Origin of the sequence: Cellulomonas algicola (assembly GCF_003851725.1) — a bacterium.
Lineage (GTDB): Bacteria > Actinomycetota > Actinomycetes > Actinomycetales > Cellulomonadaceae > Cellulomonas > Cellulomonas algicola.
In genome coordinates, this window is record NZ_BHYL01000196.1 from 1 (window position 1) to 13,683 (window position 13,683).

12 protein-coding genes and 1 pseudogene are annotated in these 13,683 nt (G+C 72.9%); 4 read left to right on the forward strand and 9 right to left on the reverse strand.

Annotated features, from left to right (window positions below; all coding sequences use genetic code 11):
* Nucleotides 1–18: 18 nt before the first annotated feature.
* From rplI to CTKZ_RS12845, 5 genes are all read right to left on the reverse strand, one after another.
* Nucleotides 19–468 carry a 50S ribosomal protein L9 gene (rplI, locus tag CTKZ_RS12825; RefSeq protein WP_124343318.1) on the reverse strand — a complete coding sequence of 150 codons (450 nt, stop codon included), beginning with the start codon at nt 466–468 and terminating at the stop codon, nt 19–21.
* A 15-nt stretch (nt 469–483) separates the two neighbouring features.
* Nucleotides 484–720: a 30S ribosomal protein S18 gene (rpsR, locus tag CTKZ_RS12830; protein WP_124343319.1), complete on the reverse strand. Its 237-nt coding sequence runs from the start codon at nt 718–720 to the stop codon at nt 484–486.
* Nucleotides 721–798: 78 nt separating this feature from the next.
* Nucleotides 799–1,329, reverse strand: coding sequence for a single-stranded DNA-binding protein (locus CTKZ_RS12835; RefSeq protein WP_124343320.1), 531 nt, complete (start codon nt 1,327–1,329; stop codon nt 799–801).
* 84 nt (nt 1,330–1,413) lie between these two features.
* The gene (gene rpsF, locus CTKZ_RS12840) at nt 1,414–1,707 is read right to left on the reverse strand and encodes a 30S ribosomal protein S6 (RefSeq protein ID WP_013772912.1); all 294 of its coding nucleotides are present in this window, start codon (nt 1,705–1,707) and stop codon (nt 1,414–1,416) included.
* Between the two features lie 196 nt (nt 1,708–1,903).
* Nucleotides 1,904–4,360 (reverse strand): transglycosylase domain-containing protein, encoded by a 2,457-nt coding sequence (locus CTKZ_RS12845; protein WP_124343321.1) that lies wholly within the window; start codon nt 4,358–4,360, stop codon nt 1,904–1,906.
* A gap of 454 nt (nt 4,361–4,814) precedes the next feature.
* On the opposite strand from CTKZ_RS12845, the gene CTKZ_RS12850 reads away from it, so the two are divergent.
* The 3 genes from CTKZ_RS12850 (at nt 4,815) to CTKZ_RS12860 (ending at nt 7,903) form a co-directional block, all read left to right on the forward strand.
* Nucleotides 4,815–5,471, forward strand: coding sequence for a PadR family transcriptional regulator (locus CTKZ_RS12850; RefSeq protein WP_124343322.1), 657 nt, complete (start codon nt 4,815–4,817; stop codon nt 5,469–5,471).
* Nucleotides 5,468–6,559 (forward strand): inositol-3-phosphate synthase, encoded by a 1,092-nt coding sequence (locus tag CTKZ_RS12855; RefSeq protein ID WP_124343323.1) that lies wholly within the window; start codon nt 5,468–5,470, stop codon nt 6,557–6,559. Before CTKZ_RS12850 ends, CTKZ_RS12855 begins: the two co-directional genes overlap by 4 nt.
* A 489-nt stretch (nt 6,560–7,048) precedes the next feature.
* Complete coding sequence (locus tag CTKZ_RS12860; protein ID WP_200829737.1) at nt 7,049–7,903, forward strand: hypothetical protein; 855 nt, start codon at nt 7,049–7,051, stop codon at nt 7,901–7,903.
* A gap of 1,288 nt (nt 7,904–9,191) precedes the next feature.
* Here CTKZ_RS12860 and CTKZ_RS12865 read toward each other — a convergent pair.
* The 4 genes from CTKZ_RS12865 to CTKZ_RS12880 all read right to left on the reverse strand — a co-directional run bounded on the left by CTKZ_RS12865 (nt 9,192) and on the right by CTKZ_RS12880 (nt 12,810).
* Nucleotides 9,192–10,643 carry a hypothetical protein gene (locus CTKZ_RS12865; RefSeq protein WP_124343324.1) on the reverse strand — a complete coding sequence of 484 codons (1,452 nt, stop codon included), beginning with the start codon at nt 10,641–10,643 and terminating at the stop codon, nt 9,192–9,194.
* Nucleotides 10,636–11,190 (reverse strand): sigma-70 family RNA polymerase sigma factor, encoded by a 555-nt coding sequence (locus CTKZ_RS12870; RefSeq protein WP_124343325.1) that lies wholly within the window; start codon nt 11,188–11,190, stop codon nt 10,636–10,638. Before CTKZ_RS12870 ends, CTKZ_RS12865 begins: the two co-directional genes overlap by 8 nt.
* Nucleotides 11,191–11,314: 124 nt before the next feature.
* Entirely contained in the window at nt 11,315–11,554 is a 240-nt protein-coding gene (locus CTKZ_RS12875) for a hypothetical protein (protein ID WP_124343326.1), read from the reverse strand.
* A gap of 17 nt (nt 11,555–11,571) precedes the next feature.
* Nucleotides 11,572–12,810: an inorganic phosphate transporter gene (locus tag CTKZ_RS12880; RefSeq protein WP_124343327.1), complete on the reverse strand. Its 1,239-nt coding sequence runs from the start codon at nt 12,808–12,810 to the stop codon at nt 11,572–11,574.
* A gap of 230 nt (nt 12,811–13,040) precedes the next feature.
* Here CTKZ_RS12880 and CTKZ_RS12885 point away from each other — a divergent pair.
* Nucleotides 13,041–13,683, forward strand: a pseudogene (locus CTKZ_RS12885) (MFS transporter); the annotation flags it as partial.

Genomic DNA, 13,683 nt, shown 5'->3' on the forward strand with positions numbered 1-13,683 from the left:
GCCCCCCGGGAGCGGGTGTCAGCCGGCGACGACCTTGACGGTCACCTTGGCGGCGACGTCCGCGTGCAGGCGGACGGACACCTTGTACTCACCGGTCGCCTTGATCGGCTGGCCGATCTCGACCTTGCGCTTGTCGATCGCCGGGGCGCCCGACGCCTTGACCGCGTCCGCGATCTCGGCGGTCGTGACGGCACCGAACAGGCGACCCGAGTCGCCCGCCTTGGCGGTGATGACGACGGCCTTCGACTCGAGCGAGTCGCGGACGGCCTTCGCGTCGTCGAGCGTCGCGATCTCACGGGCCTTGCGGGCCTTGCGGATCGCGGTGACGTCCTTCTCGGCACCCTTGGTCCACGGCGTGGCCAGGTTGCGCGGGATGAGGTAGTTGCGGGCGTACCCGTCCTTCACCTCGACGACGTCGCCGGGGGCACCGAGACCGGTGACCTCGTGGGTCAGGATGATCTTCGCCATGTCAGGTCTCCTTTCTCAGCGGGCCGACGACGAGTACGGCAGCAGGGCCATCTCGCGGGCGTTCTTGACGGCACGCGCGATCGCGCGCTGCTCCTGCACGGACACGCCCGTCACGCGACGCGCGCGGATCTTCCCGCGGTCGGAGATGAACTTCCGCAGCAGGGCGGTGTCCTTGTAGTCGACCGTCTCGATCTTGGCGGCCTTGAGGGGGTTCTGCTTCTTCTTGGGCTTGCGAACAACGGCCTTGGCCATCGTGGTGCTCCTTCGTTCGGAGCCCCGGGCTTTGCCGGACCCGGGGATGGGATGTCTGGGGGGTTGGGGACCCGCCGGTCAGAACGGGGGCTCGTCGGAGTAGCCGCCGCCACCGGAACCACCCGCGGGCGTCGCCCACGGGTCGTCCTGCTGGCCGCCGCCGCCACCGCCGCCGAAACCACCGCCGCCACCGGAGTAGCCGCCGCCACCGCCGCCGCCACCGCTGAAGCCGCCGCCACCCGAACGCTGGGTCCGGGTGACCTTGGCCGTGGCGTAGCGGAGCGAGGGGCCGACCTCGTCGACCTGCAGCTCGTACACGGTGCGCTTCTCGCCCTCACGGGTCTCGTAGGAGCGCTGCACGAGCCGGCCGGTGACGATGACGCGGGTGCCCTTGGTGAGCGACTCGGCGACCGACTCGGCCGCCTCCCGCCAGATCGAGCAGCGGAGGAACAGCGTGTCGCCGTCCTTCCACTCGTTGCTCTGGCGGTCGAACGTGCGCGGCGTCGACGCGACGGTGAAGTTCGCCACCGCCGCACCCGACGGGGTGAAGCGGAGCTCGGGGTCCCCCGTGAGGTTCCCGATCACCGTGATGGTGGTCTCACCAGCCATGCCAGCTCCTCGCTCGTTCGATCAGTCGGAAACGGTCCTGGGGACCGCACGTCGGTTCCGCACGGTACGCGCGGCGACCGACACTCACGCGTCGGCGCGCAGCACCTTCGTCCGCAGGACGACCTCGTTGAGGCCGAGCTGACGGTCGAGCTCCTTGGCGGTCGCGGGCTCCGCGGTGAAGTCGACGACGGCGTAGATGCCCTCGGACTTCTTCTTGATGTCGTACGCGAGGCGACGACGGCCCCAGATGTCCACCTTGTCGACGGTGCCACCGTCGGTCTTGACGACCGACAGGTACTTGTCGAGCGACGGGGCGACGGTGCGCTCCTCGATCTCGGGGTCGAGGATGATCATGATCTCGTACTGACGCAGGCTCATACCCACCTCCTCTGGTCTCGGCGGTCACGGTCGTTCCGTGACAGGAGGGTTCTGTGCGTCGCTGCGCGTGCTCGACGGGCCGATCGGCGGCCGCCGGGCACAGGCACAGCAAGGGCTAAGCCTACCGGCCCGCCGCCGACCGCCGAAATCGCGGGTCGACGACGGGCCGGCAGGCCCGGACGTGCGGTCGGCGGCGTCAGCCGCCGTTGCCTCCACCGCCGCCGTTGTTGCCGCCCGCGTTGGCGGGCTGCGTGGGCTGCGGCGTGGGCTGCTGGGTCGGCGGCGGCTGGGTCGCCTGCGGCTTCGGACCCGTCGAGACGACGATGGTCACGGTGCTGCCGGCCGGAGCCTGCCCGCCGCGCGGGTCGGCCCGGATGACCCGGCCCGTCGTCACGGTGTCGGACGACTCCTTCTGCACGACGACGACCAGGCCGAGCGCGTCGAGCGTCGCCGTGGCGTCCGCCTCGAGCTTGCCCTCGACGTTCGGCACGTCGACGACGGTCGGCTCCGGCGGGGCCTCGGTCGCGGGCGCCTCCGTGGCCGTCTCCGTCGGGATCGGCGTCGCGGTGGCCTTGCCGCCGACGTTCGCGCGCGGCGGGAACTGCAGGACCTCGGCGTACTGCGGCAGCGTGAACGCCTGCTTCATGTAGGACTGCCAGATGAACGCCGGCCAGGTGGAGCCGGTCACGTACTTGATGCTGCCGATCGGCGAGATCGACTCGTCCGACGTGCCGTCCGGTGCCTTCTGCGACATCGACACGACCGTCGCCACGTTCGGCGTGAAGCCGGCGAACCACGCCGCCTTGTTGTCGTTCGTCGTCCCGGTCTTGCCGGCGATCGGGCGCCCGAGCGGCTTGATCCACGTCTTGCCCGAGCCGCTCTGCACGACCTGCTGCATCGCGAAGCTCGTGTCCGCCATGACGTCGGCCTGGAAGACACGCTCACCCTCGCTCGGCGACGTGTACGCGGTGCTGCCGTCCGGGTTCGTGACGACCGCGACCACGTGGACGGGGAACTTCACGCCCTGGTTCGCGAACGTCGCGTACGCGTGCGCCAGGTCGATCGGGTGGATCGCGTCGGTGCCGAGCACGTTCGAGACGTTCTGCGGGCTGACCCCGGGCACACCCGCCCGGGCGGCCACGTCCGCCGTCTTGTCGGGCCCGACCTCGATGTTGAGCTGCGCGTAGACGGTGTTGACCGACGCCTCCGTCGCCTTCACCAGGTCGATGTTGCCGAAGTTGTCGCCGTCGAAGTTGCGGACCGGGGTGTTGCCGCCGTCCCACTCGGGGAACTTCTGCCCCGAACGGCCGTTGTACGTCTTCTTCAGCGGGATGCCGTTCTCGAGCCCGGCGACGAGGGCGAACGGCTTGAACGTCGAGCCGCCCTGGACGTTCTCGAACGTCGCGTGGTTGCGCTGGTCGGTCTCGTTGTTCGGGCCGCCGTACAGCGCGACGATCCCGCCGGTCTGCGGGTCGATCGACGTGATCGAGTACTTCGTCCGCTCGCCCGGCACCGCGCCGTCCTGGCCCTCGAGCGTGCCCGCCCGGAAGCCGTCGGCCGTCGCGACCGCCATGTCCTGCAGCGGCTTGCGGATCGTCGTCACGACGCTCATGCCGGCGCGGTTGATGTCGTCCTCGGACATCTTCAGCGGCGCACCGCCGAGCTCCTTCTTCACCATCTGCAGGAGCAGGCCGTTGGGGCCCATCTTCGACTGCGACGGCTGCTCGGGGATCAGCGTGGCCGACGGGAACACGAGCGTCGCGCGCTCGGCCGCGGGCAGCGCACCGATCTCGACCATGTTGTCGAGCACGTAGTTCCAGCGGGCCTCGGCCTTCTCGGGGCTGACCGCCGGGTCCCAGTTGTTCGGCGACGGGATGATCCCGGCGAGCACGGCCGCCTCGGAGACGCTCAGGTCCTTCGCGCTCTTGCCGAAGTACGACTGCGCGGCCGCCTCGATGCCGTACGAGTCACGGCCGAAGTAGATCGTGTTGAGGTAGCGCTCGAGGATCTTGCTCTTGTCCTCGGTCCGCGCGAGCTTGAACGCGAGCAGGGCCTCACGGGCCTTGCCGACGTAGTCGGTCGTCGTCGAGAAGTAGTAGCGCTCGACGTACTGCTGCGTCAGCGTCGAGCCACCCTGCGTCTTGCCGCCGCGCACGTTGTTGAGGAACGCGCGCGCCATGCCGACGGGGTCGACGCCGGAGTTCGTCTCGAACGTCTTGTCCTCCGCGGCGATGACGGCCTTGCCGACGTACTCGGGAAGGGTCGCGAGCCCGACGATCGTGCGCTTCTGCACCGCGAACGTGCCCATGACCTCGCCGTGCGGCTGGTCGGCGCTCTCGGGGGCGAAGTAGACGGTCGTGGTCTGGGCCGCGGTGTCGGCGTTGGGGTCCGGGATCGTCACGCTGTTGTACGCCGCGACCGCGCCGCCGAGCATGAGGAAGACGAGGGTCACGAACGACCCGAGCACGAAGCGCCACGACGGCAGCCAGCGGTGCAGGCCGGTGTAGCCCGAGCGCGGGTAGTCGAAGAACTTCCGCTTGCGCGGTGCGACGCCTGCGGCGCCCGTGGAGGCGGTGGTGGCGCTGGACGCCGGACGGGTGCGCGTACCGCGCCGCGACCGTGCGGGCGCGGCGCGCCGGTTCGTGCCTGCCAAGGCGGTGCCTTCCTGACGACGACTGGTCCGCGGGACGTCGTCCCGGAAGGCCAGGGGGTCGGCCGGATCCGGACGCACGTCTACCGCGGAGCCCAGTATGGGGGCACGCGCTGTGTCCGCCCAGGGAGGGGAGGGCCCTCCCGGCGGACCCTTCACACGATCGGCACGGGGTGCCCCGCGCTCCCCCGCGTCGGCCTCTTCCTGTGTGGCCTGGGTCACGACGTCGCAGGTGACGCCGCGTCCTGACGCGCCACCGAAGGCGTCCCGACGCGCCTCGAGCGGCGCCGTGGCGCGCACGACTTGTCCGGAGGCATCGCGTCGACATACTCTCCGGATGTATCGAGTTGATACATCGACGGACACCCGCCCCGACGAAGCGGTCCGGACGTCGTCCTGTTCGCCCCGGTGCGCTCCCCGCGCCCCGGACCGTACCAAGCCCTGAGGAGGTAGCGCCGTGCGTGGTCGTTCCGACGTGCTCGAGCCCGCCATCCTCGGGCTCCTCCACGAGTCCCCCATGCACGGGTACGAGCTGCGCAAGCGGCTCAACCTCGTGCTCGGGTCGTTCCGCGCGCTGTCCTACGGGTCGCTGTACCCCTGCCTCAAGTCGCTCGTCGACCGCGGCTGGATCGTCGGCACCGAGTCGGCCCCCGGCGCCGCTCACGGCGTCGGCAGCAAGCGCGCGCGGATCGTCTACCAGCTCACGGCCGACGGCAAGGAGCACCTCCAGCAGGTGCTCGCGTCGTCCGGGCCGTCCGCCTGGGAGGACGAGAACTTCGACGTCCGGTTCGCCTTCTTCGGGCAGACCGACGCCGAGACCAGGCTCCGGATCCTCGAGGGCAGGCGCACCCGCCTGACCGAACGACTCGAGACGATCCGCCAGTCCTTCGCCCGCACCCGCGAGCGCATGGACGAGTACACGCTCGAGCTCCAGCGGCACGGCCTCGAACAGGTCGAGCGAGAGGTCCGCTGGCTCGACGGGCTCATCGACAACGAGCGCGGCCACCGTCGCGCGCGTACCGCAGGCACCGGCCGCCCGGCCGGAGCCGACACCACCGCTGTGCCGTCCGACTCCGTCGACACGGCGAACACCACCGAGAAGGAGCGAGGATGACCTCCATCCGCGTCGCCATCGTCGGCGTCGGCAACTGCGCCGCGTCGCTGGTCCAGGGCGTGCACTACTACGCCGACGCCGACCCGAACGGCACCGTGCCGGGTCTCATGCACGTGCAGTTCGGTGACTACCACGTGCGTGACATCGAGTTCGTCGCGGCCTTCGACGTCGACGCGAAGAAGGTCGGCTTCGACCTGTCCGAGGCGATCGTCGCCTCCGAGAACAACACCATCAAGATCGCCGACGTCCCGCCGACCGGCGTGACCGTCCAGCGCGGTCACACGCTCGACGGCCTGGGCAAGTACTACTCCCAGACGATCGAGGAGTCGGACGCGGAGCCGGTCGACATCGTCGCCGCCCTGCGCGAGGCCCGCGTCGACGTCCTCATCTGCTACCTGCCCGTCGGGTCGGAGGCCGCCGCGAAGTTCTACGCGCAGGCCGCGATCGACGCGGGCGTCGCGTTCGTCAACGCCCTCCCCGTCTTCATCGCGTCCGACCCCGAGTGGGCCGCGAAGTTCGAGGCCGCCGGTGTCCCGATCGTCGGCGACGACATCAAGTCGCAGGTCGGCGCGACCATCACGCACCGCGTCCTCGCGAAGCTCTTCGAGGACCGCGGCGTCGTGCTGGACCGCACGTACCAGCTGAACGTCGGCGGCAACATGGACTTCAAGAACATGCTCGAGCGCGAGCGCCTGGAGTCCAAGAAGGTCTCGAAGACGCAGGCCGTCACCTCCAACCTCACCGGCCCGCTCGGTGGCAAGAAGGAGGACCGCAACGTCCACATCGGCCCGTCGGACTACGTCGCGTGGCTCGACGACCGCAAGTGGGCCTACGTCCGCCTCGAGGGTCGCGCGTTCGGCGAGGTGCCCCTGAACCTTGAGTACAAGCTCGAGGTCTGGGACTCCCCGAACTCGGCCGGCATCATCATCGACGCCCTGCGCGCCGCGAAGATCGCCAAGGACCGCGGCGTCGGCGGTCCGATCCTGTCCGCGTCGACGTACTTCATGAAGTCGCCGCCCGTGCAGATGGAGGACACGCAGGGCCGCGCCCAGCTGGAGTCCTTCATCCGCGGCGAGGTCGAGCGCTGACCTGGAGCGCAACGAAGGTTGAGGGGCCGGACGCATCAGCGTCCGGCCCCTCGCGCTACGCCCACGATCCATCTGGCGTGGAACGTACGTCGCGCCAGACGCAACGAACCTTCCACACCACCCACCGCACAGCATCGGAGCCGGCGCGATCCGTTCGGTGGGAAGGGGTGTTGCGCCAGGAGCGGCGAAGCTTCCACACCACGGATGCGCGGCGTCGGCGGCTGGGACGTACATCGGGACGGGCAGGGGGCTTCGTCCACAGGGGGGCCGACGTCGTCGCGGGCGTCTCGCCATGCTGACGGCATGGTCACCGGCGCCCCGCGAACCCCTCCACGCCCCGGCCGGCCGGCGCGCCCGGCGCCGGCTCGATCGGGAGCACCCGTCCGGCTCCCTCGCGACGCCGCCGCGGCCGCGCACGCGACTCTCGCGCGGGACGACCTGGTCGCGACGGCCGCGGACCTGGCCCGCTGGGGAGTGAGTCGCTCGGTGATGAGCCGCCGGGTCGCCTCCGGCGAGTGGACCCGCGCGTTCCCCGGGGTCCTCGTCGTCCATCCCGGGCCTCTCACGTGGCGGCAGCAGGCTCGTGCGGCCCTGGTCTACGCGGGGGCCGGTGCGGCGCTGTCGCACCGGTCGGCCGCTTTCGCGCACGGGATCCTGCCGGAGCCGGGTCGCACGGTCCACGTGAGCGTCCCGGCCGGCCGGCGGGTGACGGCACAGCCGGGTCTGGTCGTGCACCGACGGCGGAGCATGCCGTTCGCGTCGGGCCGGTTGCGGGCCGTCGGTGCGGAGGTCACGGTGCTCGACCTCGTCGACGCGCTCCCGACCGCCGACGACGTGGTGGGTCTGGTGTGCGAGGTGGTCCGCGCCGGTGTGCGGCCGGGCGTCGTGCTGCTGCACGCGGAGGACCGTCGGGCGCTGCGGCACCGTGGGCTGCTCGTCGGGATGCTCGGCACGGACGGGCTGGTCGACCAGGGCGTCGAGTCACCGCTCGAGCACCGCTACCTCCGGGACGTCGAGCGGGCGCACGGCCTGCCGCCCGCGGCGGCGCAGCAGCGGCAGCGGGTGGGCCGCCGATGGATCCGGGCGGACCGGGTGCACGTGGGGCTCGGGGTGCGCGTCGAGCTCGACGGTCAGCTCGCGCACCCGCACGGGCGCACCGACGACGACGTGTGGCGCGACAACGCCGTCGCCGTGGAGCGCTCGGAGCTGACGCTGCGGTACCGCTGGCGTCACGTCGTCGCGCATCCGTGCCGGACGGCGGCTCAGGTCGCGGCCGCCCTCACGGCCCGCGGCTGGCAGGGCCGACCCCGCCGCTGCGCCCGCGACTGCACCCTGACGCCATGACCCCCCACGCCAGACCCGCGTGTGGAAGGTCTGTCGCATCTGGCGCGACGCACCTTCCACGCGAGCGATCGGCGAACACCTGGGAGGCCGCGCTGGGGATCATGCCGAGCGGCCGCTCCCCGTCCGGGTGCTCGACCGCGAACAGCGCGTTCGCGGCGAGGAACGCCTGGTCGGTCCCGACCCGTCTCCGCGAGACCACGGCCCCCGTGACGTCCTCATCGGTGACGCCGTCCCACATCCACGGCTCCGCCTCGTGCCACGCCCGGACCGCCCGGGACCGCTCGTTCCCCCCGGCGACAGGCACGAGCACGCGCAGCCCCTCCGCGGTGCGACCCGCCGCACGCCAGGCCGCCGGGTCGAACGCGGTGTCCACGGACAGCATCGACGGTATGCACGACTGCCCGCCGGGGGACGCGACCTGCGCCACGCCGTTCCACGTCTGCTCGTCGCCGAGGTCGCGGTCGACGCCGTCGTCCCCGGCGATCGCGTTGAAGTCCAGGCGATCGCGTTGAAGTCGGCGCCCGGCACGTCGCCGCCCAGGAGCCGGATCGTGGTGCCCAGCGGCGTCTGCCACGCGTGGAACATCGGCACGAGGCCGGCCACGTGCGCCTTCGAGCGCACCTCGACCAGCCCGGCCGGACCGAACCGTGCCACGGCGCTCGTCGAGGTGCGGGCGGCGGGCTGCCCCGACGAGTCGTGCAGCAGCCAGGCGTTGCCGAGCAGCAGGCGGCCGGGCTCGTTCTCCGAGCCCTGCGAGCGGAGGTCGGAGGTCGTCGCGGTGGTGCGGACGACATAGCCGCCGCCGAGTTCCACGGCGGACGGCACGCCGAGCGTGTCGTAGAAGGTGTCGCGGTCGACCACGACGCCCGGGGCGAGGGCGCGCCACTCGGAGCTCGGGGGCTCGACGCACGGGTCGTCGGCGCGCGGGCTGGGCACGCGATGCAGCGCACACCGGCAGCGTCGACCTCGAACAGGCCGACGACCCGGCTGTCCCAGAAGAAGCCGTTCTGGAAGACGGCGTAGACGGTCGCGTCCCCGCGTGCGCCGACGCGCACGGGCACGAGCGACTCGGTGTCCTGCGGGACGGTGAGGAACGCGGGGGCGTCGGGCGCCGGCTCGGGGGCGTGCCACGTCTCCCCGGTGCGCGGTGCGGTGAGCCGCCGCACGACGGTGGCGTCGTCCGTCGCGGTCTCCCGGACGACCGGGCCGGTCCGTCACGCTCACACCAGGAGAACGACGGGACGTCGACCGGGGTTAGGGGCCGGTGCGCGCGTTCACCCGCACGGCCTCACCGCGCGACCGCCCACGTCACCACGCCCGATGCCCACTGCGTCACGTCGGTCGTCGTCGGGGGGACCGGTGCGAGCACGCTCGACGTCCCGTCCGCCCGGTGAAGGGTCACCTCGGCGGGTGCGGCGTCTCCCGAGCAGCCGGGGCTCGACTCGACGTACGTGTCGCCGCCCTGGGACCGCGTGAGGAACGTGTTCTCGAGCCGGTCGGTCGGCGCCTGGATCAGCGTGAACGAGCCGTCCCACGTGTAGGCGCCGACGCCGCAGCCGTCGGTCCCGACCTCACCGGCCCCGAGCGCGAGGGCGCCCGGCCGGACCCAGGAGCCACCCGGCCACGGGTACGGGTCACCGGTGCGCAGGTCGGTCAGGTGCTCCGGCGTGCCGCCGGCCACGACGTCCCAGCGCCACAGGGCGGGATGCGCGGACTCGGACGTCGGGAGCTCGTCGGTCGTGGAGTCCGAGCACACGAGCAGGACGTCCGCGGCGTCGAGCCACCCGACGACGTCGCACCCGAGACCCGCCAGGCCGGTCTCCCGTGCGCCGCCACCGTCGCCGCCGAGGTCGAGCAGGGTGAACGACCCGGCGCTCGACCCGGTGCCCGGGGCCGTCGCGACGAGCCACCGGCCCGTCGGGTCGAGGGAGGGCCACTGGCCGACGACCCCGATGCGTCGGGCGCTGCCGTCGTCGACCCGGTGGACGTCGTTCGCGAGCCCCGCGGAGCTCGTCCAGATCTCCGCACCGTCGGCGCTGCGCCCGAGGTAGGTGTCGTCCGCCGCGCCGACGCCCGCCCCGGCCGGGGTGACCGTGCCGGTGCGCAGGTCGAGCACGGCCCGTCCGCGCGCGGCTCCGCTCGGCTCGCCGTCCGAGGCCACGACGTGGACCAGCGCGGTGGTCTGGCCCGCGACCCAGTCGACGACCTGGACGGACGACGTGGGCGGCAGGTCGACGACCCGGTACCGCTCGCCTGCCGGTGACACCAGGACGACGGTGTGGCGCACGACGACGGGCTCCTCGTCGAACCCCGGGTACGGCTGGGACCGGTAGACGGTGAGGACCCAGCCGGGCGTGGTCCGTTCGAGGAGTCCGGCGGGCAGGGGCTGCGTCGGAGGGAGTCCGGGGAGCTCGTCGAGGACGACGGGGGCGACGTCCTGGGTCGGGGTGCCAGAAGGCGTCGACGAGCGCGAGGACGACGGTGAGGACGACGGCGTGGCCGACGGCACGGTTGCGGGCGGCGGTGCGTCCGGGCCGCGCAGGCCGAGCCAGGCGCCCGAGGCGACCGCCCCGACGACGAGGACGCCCGCGACGGACTGGAACGTGTGGCGCGTGGCGCGTCGCCGTCGGATCAGCGACCGCGTGCGCGGCGGCACCCCGTCGCCTGCCGTGGCCGCCGTGCCGGTCGCGCGGGCCAGGTGTCCCTCCGCGCTGCTGAGGAGCTCTCCGAGGTCACGCACGCGCCTCTCCCTTCGGGGCGCCGACCACGGCCACCGGCTCGCGGTCGTCGGCCTGCGGCCCGGTGGTGCCGAGCACGGCGTTGAGCCGGGCGATCCCGTCCGCGGTGTAGCGCTTGACGGCGCCGGCGCTGAGCCCGAGCGTCGCGGCGGTCTCGGCCACGGACAGGTCCTCGACGTGGCGCAGCACGACGCACGCCCGCTCCCGTGCGGTGAGACTCTGCAGGGCGGCGACGAGGTCGCGCTCGAGGCCCACGAGCGGCAGCTCGACGGTCGCGGACGCCATCCCGCCGAGCCGGTCCACAGCCCGACGCTCGCTCGCGCGGGACCGGGCGGCATCGATCGAGCGCGTCACGATCGCGCGGCGCACGTACTGCTCGGCCGCGGCGACGCTGCTGAACCGCGCGCGGCTGCCGAACGTCGCCACGAGCGCGTCCTGCAGGAGGTCTTCGGCGTCGGCCTGGCTTCCGGTCAGCATCACGGCCCGCGCGAGGAGCGCGCGTCGTCGTTCACGGACCAGCTCGTCGAGCAGCGGTTCCCACCGCGCCACGCGCGCCTCCTCGATCGTCCCGGGCACCTGCGTGCACTAGAACGGATCGGCACGCTGGGCGGTTGGGATGAGACGCCGCAGCGTCGGTCCGCGCGCGACGCGGCCGCCGGGTCGCGCCGTGGCGCTACTTCGTGCCGCCGGTCGCGACGAGCCAGACGGCGAACGCGACGACGGCGGCGACGAGGACGAGCACCGCGACGGCGACGCCGAGGCGCGCGGTGCGGTTGCCGCCGACGGGGACGGCTGCGCCGTCGGGGCCGATGACGGCGGGCGCAGCGACGCGGGCCGCGACGGAGACGAGGGCCGGGATGCCGACGCCGAAGACGAGGCTGAGGCCGAGGACGGTGAGGACGGTGACGATCACGGGGTGCTCCTGGGCGCTCAGACGGCGACGGGCGTCGGGGCGGGTGGGACGACGTCGTCGCTCGCGGACCGGGCGGTCGCGGTCGCGCCGGACGCGGCGACGGCACCCGCGGCGTCACGCGCACCGGCGGTCGCGGGTGCCGGCGTGCCGCCGTCCCAGTCGGCGGTGACGTTGTGCGCGTCGACAGCCGCGCGGCGCGACAGCCACCAGATGACCGCGCAGACGGCCGCGACGACGCCGAGGACGACGGGGATGCCGGCGTCGCCGCCGACGACGTGCTCGAGGCCGACGGCCAGCGCGCCGAACGCGGCGGCCGCGGGCAGCGTGACGAGCCAGGCGACGCCCATGCGGCCGGCGACGGCCCAGCGGACCTTCTCGCGGCGCCCGACGCCCGACCCCAGGATCGAGCCGGTCGCGACCTGCGTCGTCGACAGCGGGAACCCGAAGGCGCTGGACACGAGGATGACGGACGCGGACGACGTGTCGGACGCCATGCCCTGCGGCACCTGGATGTCGGTGAGGCCCTTGCCGAGCGTGCGGATGACGCGCCACCCGCCGAGCGCGGTGCCGGCGGCCATCGCGAGCGCGCACGACACGACGACCCACGTCGGCACGTCGGACCCGGCGGGCACCGCTCCCCCGGCGACGAGCGCGAGCAGGATGATGCCCATGCTCTTCTGCGCGTCGTTGGTGCCGTGCGCGAGCGACACCATCGACGCCGACGCCATCTGACCCCAGCGGAGCTGCTTGTCGCGCGCGTCGACGGGGACGCGGCGCGTGATGCGGTAGACGAGCGCGGTCGACAGGGCGGCGACGGTGCCGGCGATGACCGGCGCGAGGAGCGCGGGGACGACGACCTTCTGGACGAGGCCCGACCACACGACGCCGCCCGTGCCGACCGCGGCGAGCGTGGCGCCGACGAGCGCACCGACGAGCGCGTGCGACGACGACGACGGCAGCCCGAGGTACCAGGTGACGACGTTCCACACGATCGCGCCCGCGAGCGCGCCGACGACCAGCGGGAGCGTCACGACGCCCTGGTCGACGATGCCCTTGGCGATGGTCGCGGCGACCGCGAGCGAGAGGAACGCGCCGACCATGTTGAGCGCGGCCGACAGCAGCACGGCGACGCGGGGCTTGAGCGCCCCGGTCGCGATGGACGCCGCCATCGCGTTGCCGGTGTCGTGGAAGCCGTTGGTGAAGTCGAACGCGAGGGCTGCCGCGACGACGAGCGCGAGGATGAGGGTCCCGTCCACGGTGTAGAGCGTGCAGGGTCGCGAGGGGTGCTCGGGCCGGAAATGGTCCCAGTTCACCGAGCGTTCATCTTCCGCGGCCTGAAGTTCATGCGTTCCGGTGGCGCGTGTGGTGGATGTCACCTCGGTGCACGCACGTCGACGGGGTCGTGCGGTGCTCCTGGCGGGCGACGGCGCACGCACGAGCGACCCGCTCCGGGCCGGTTGTCCGGAGCGGGTGCGAGGATGGCGGCGTGCAGGTGATCGCCGACCTCCGGGCGCTGTGGCCGCTCGAGGGCTTCCGCAGGCTGTTCGCCGTGCGCCTCGTCAGCCAGACCGCCGACGGCATGTTCCAGGTCGGTCTGGCGACGCTGTTCTTCTTCTCCCCCGAGAACGCGAGCACGGCGACGGGCGTCGCGGCGGCCTTCGCCGTGCTCCTGCTGCCGTTCACGATCGTCGGTCCGTGGGCGGGCGTGCTGCTCGACCGGTGGCGCCGCCGGCAGGTGCTGCTCTACGGCAACGTCGTGCGCGTCGTCCTCACGGTGACGATCGCGGTGCGCATGGCGACCGACGGCGTCTCCCCGGCGGTGTACGTCCTCGCGCTGGTGAACCTGTCGATCAACCGCTTCCTGCTCTCGGCGCTGTCCGCGTCGCTGCCGCGCGTCGTCGACGGTCCCCTGCTGCTCACCGCGAACTCGCTGACGCCCACGCTGGGCGCGGCGGCCGCGGGCGTCGGCGGCGGCGTCGGCCTGCTCCTCGGGCTCGTCCTGCCCGCGGGACGGGGCAAGGACGCCGCGGCGCTCGCGCTCGCCGCCGTGGTCATGGGGACGGCCGCCGCGCTCGCGACGCGGCTGGGCCGCGACCAGCTCGGCCCGGTCGAGCGGGCCGACGCCACGG

What these genes read in the sequence shown, in the direction of transcription:
- CTKZ_RS12855 (WP_124343323.1), top strand. Translation starts at nt 5,468, where the DNA reads ATGACCTCCATCCGCGTCGCCATCGTCGGCGTCGGCAACTGCGCCGCG.
- rplI (WP_124343318.1), bottom strand. Translation starts at nt 468, where the DNA reads ATGGCGAAGATCATCCTGACCCACGAGGTCACCGGTCTCGGTGCCCCC.
- CTKZ_RS12860 (WP_200829737.1), top strand. Translation starts at nt 7,049, where the DNA reads ATGAGCCGCCGGGTCGCCTCCGGCGAGTGGACCCGCGCGTTCCCCGGG.
- CTKZ_RS12835 (WP_124343320.1), bottom strand. Translation starts at nt 1,329, where the DNA reads ATGGCTGGTGAGACCACCATCACGGTGATCGGGAACCTCACGGGGGAC.
- rpsF (WP_013772912.1), bottom strand. Translation starts at nt 1,707, where the DNA reads ATGAGCCTGCGTCAGTACGAGATCATGATCATCCTCGACCCCGAGATC.
- rpsR (WP_124343319.1), bottom strand. Translation starts at nt 720, where the DNA reads ATGGCCAAGGCCGTTGTTCGCAAGCCCAAGAAGAAGCAGAACCCCCTC.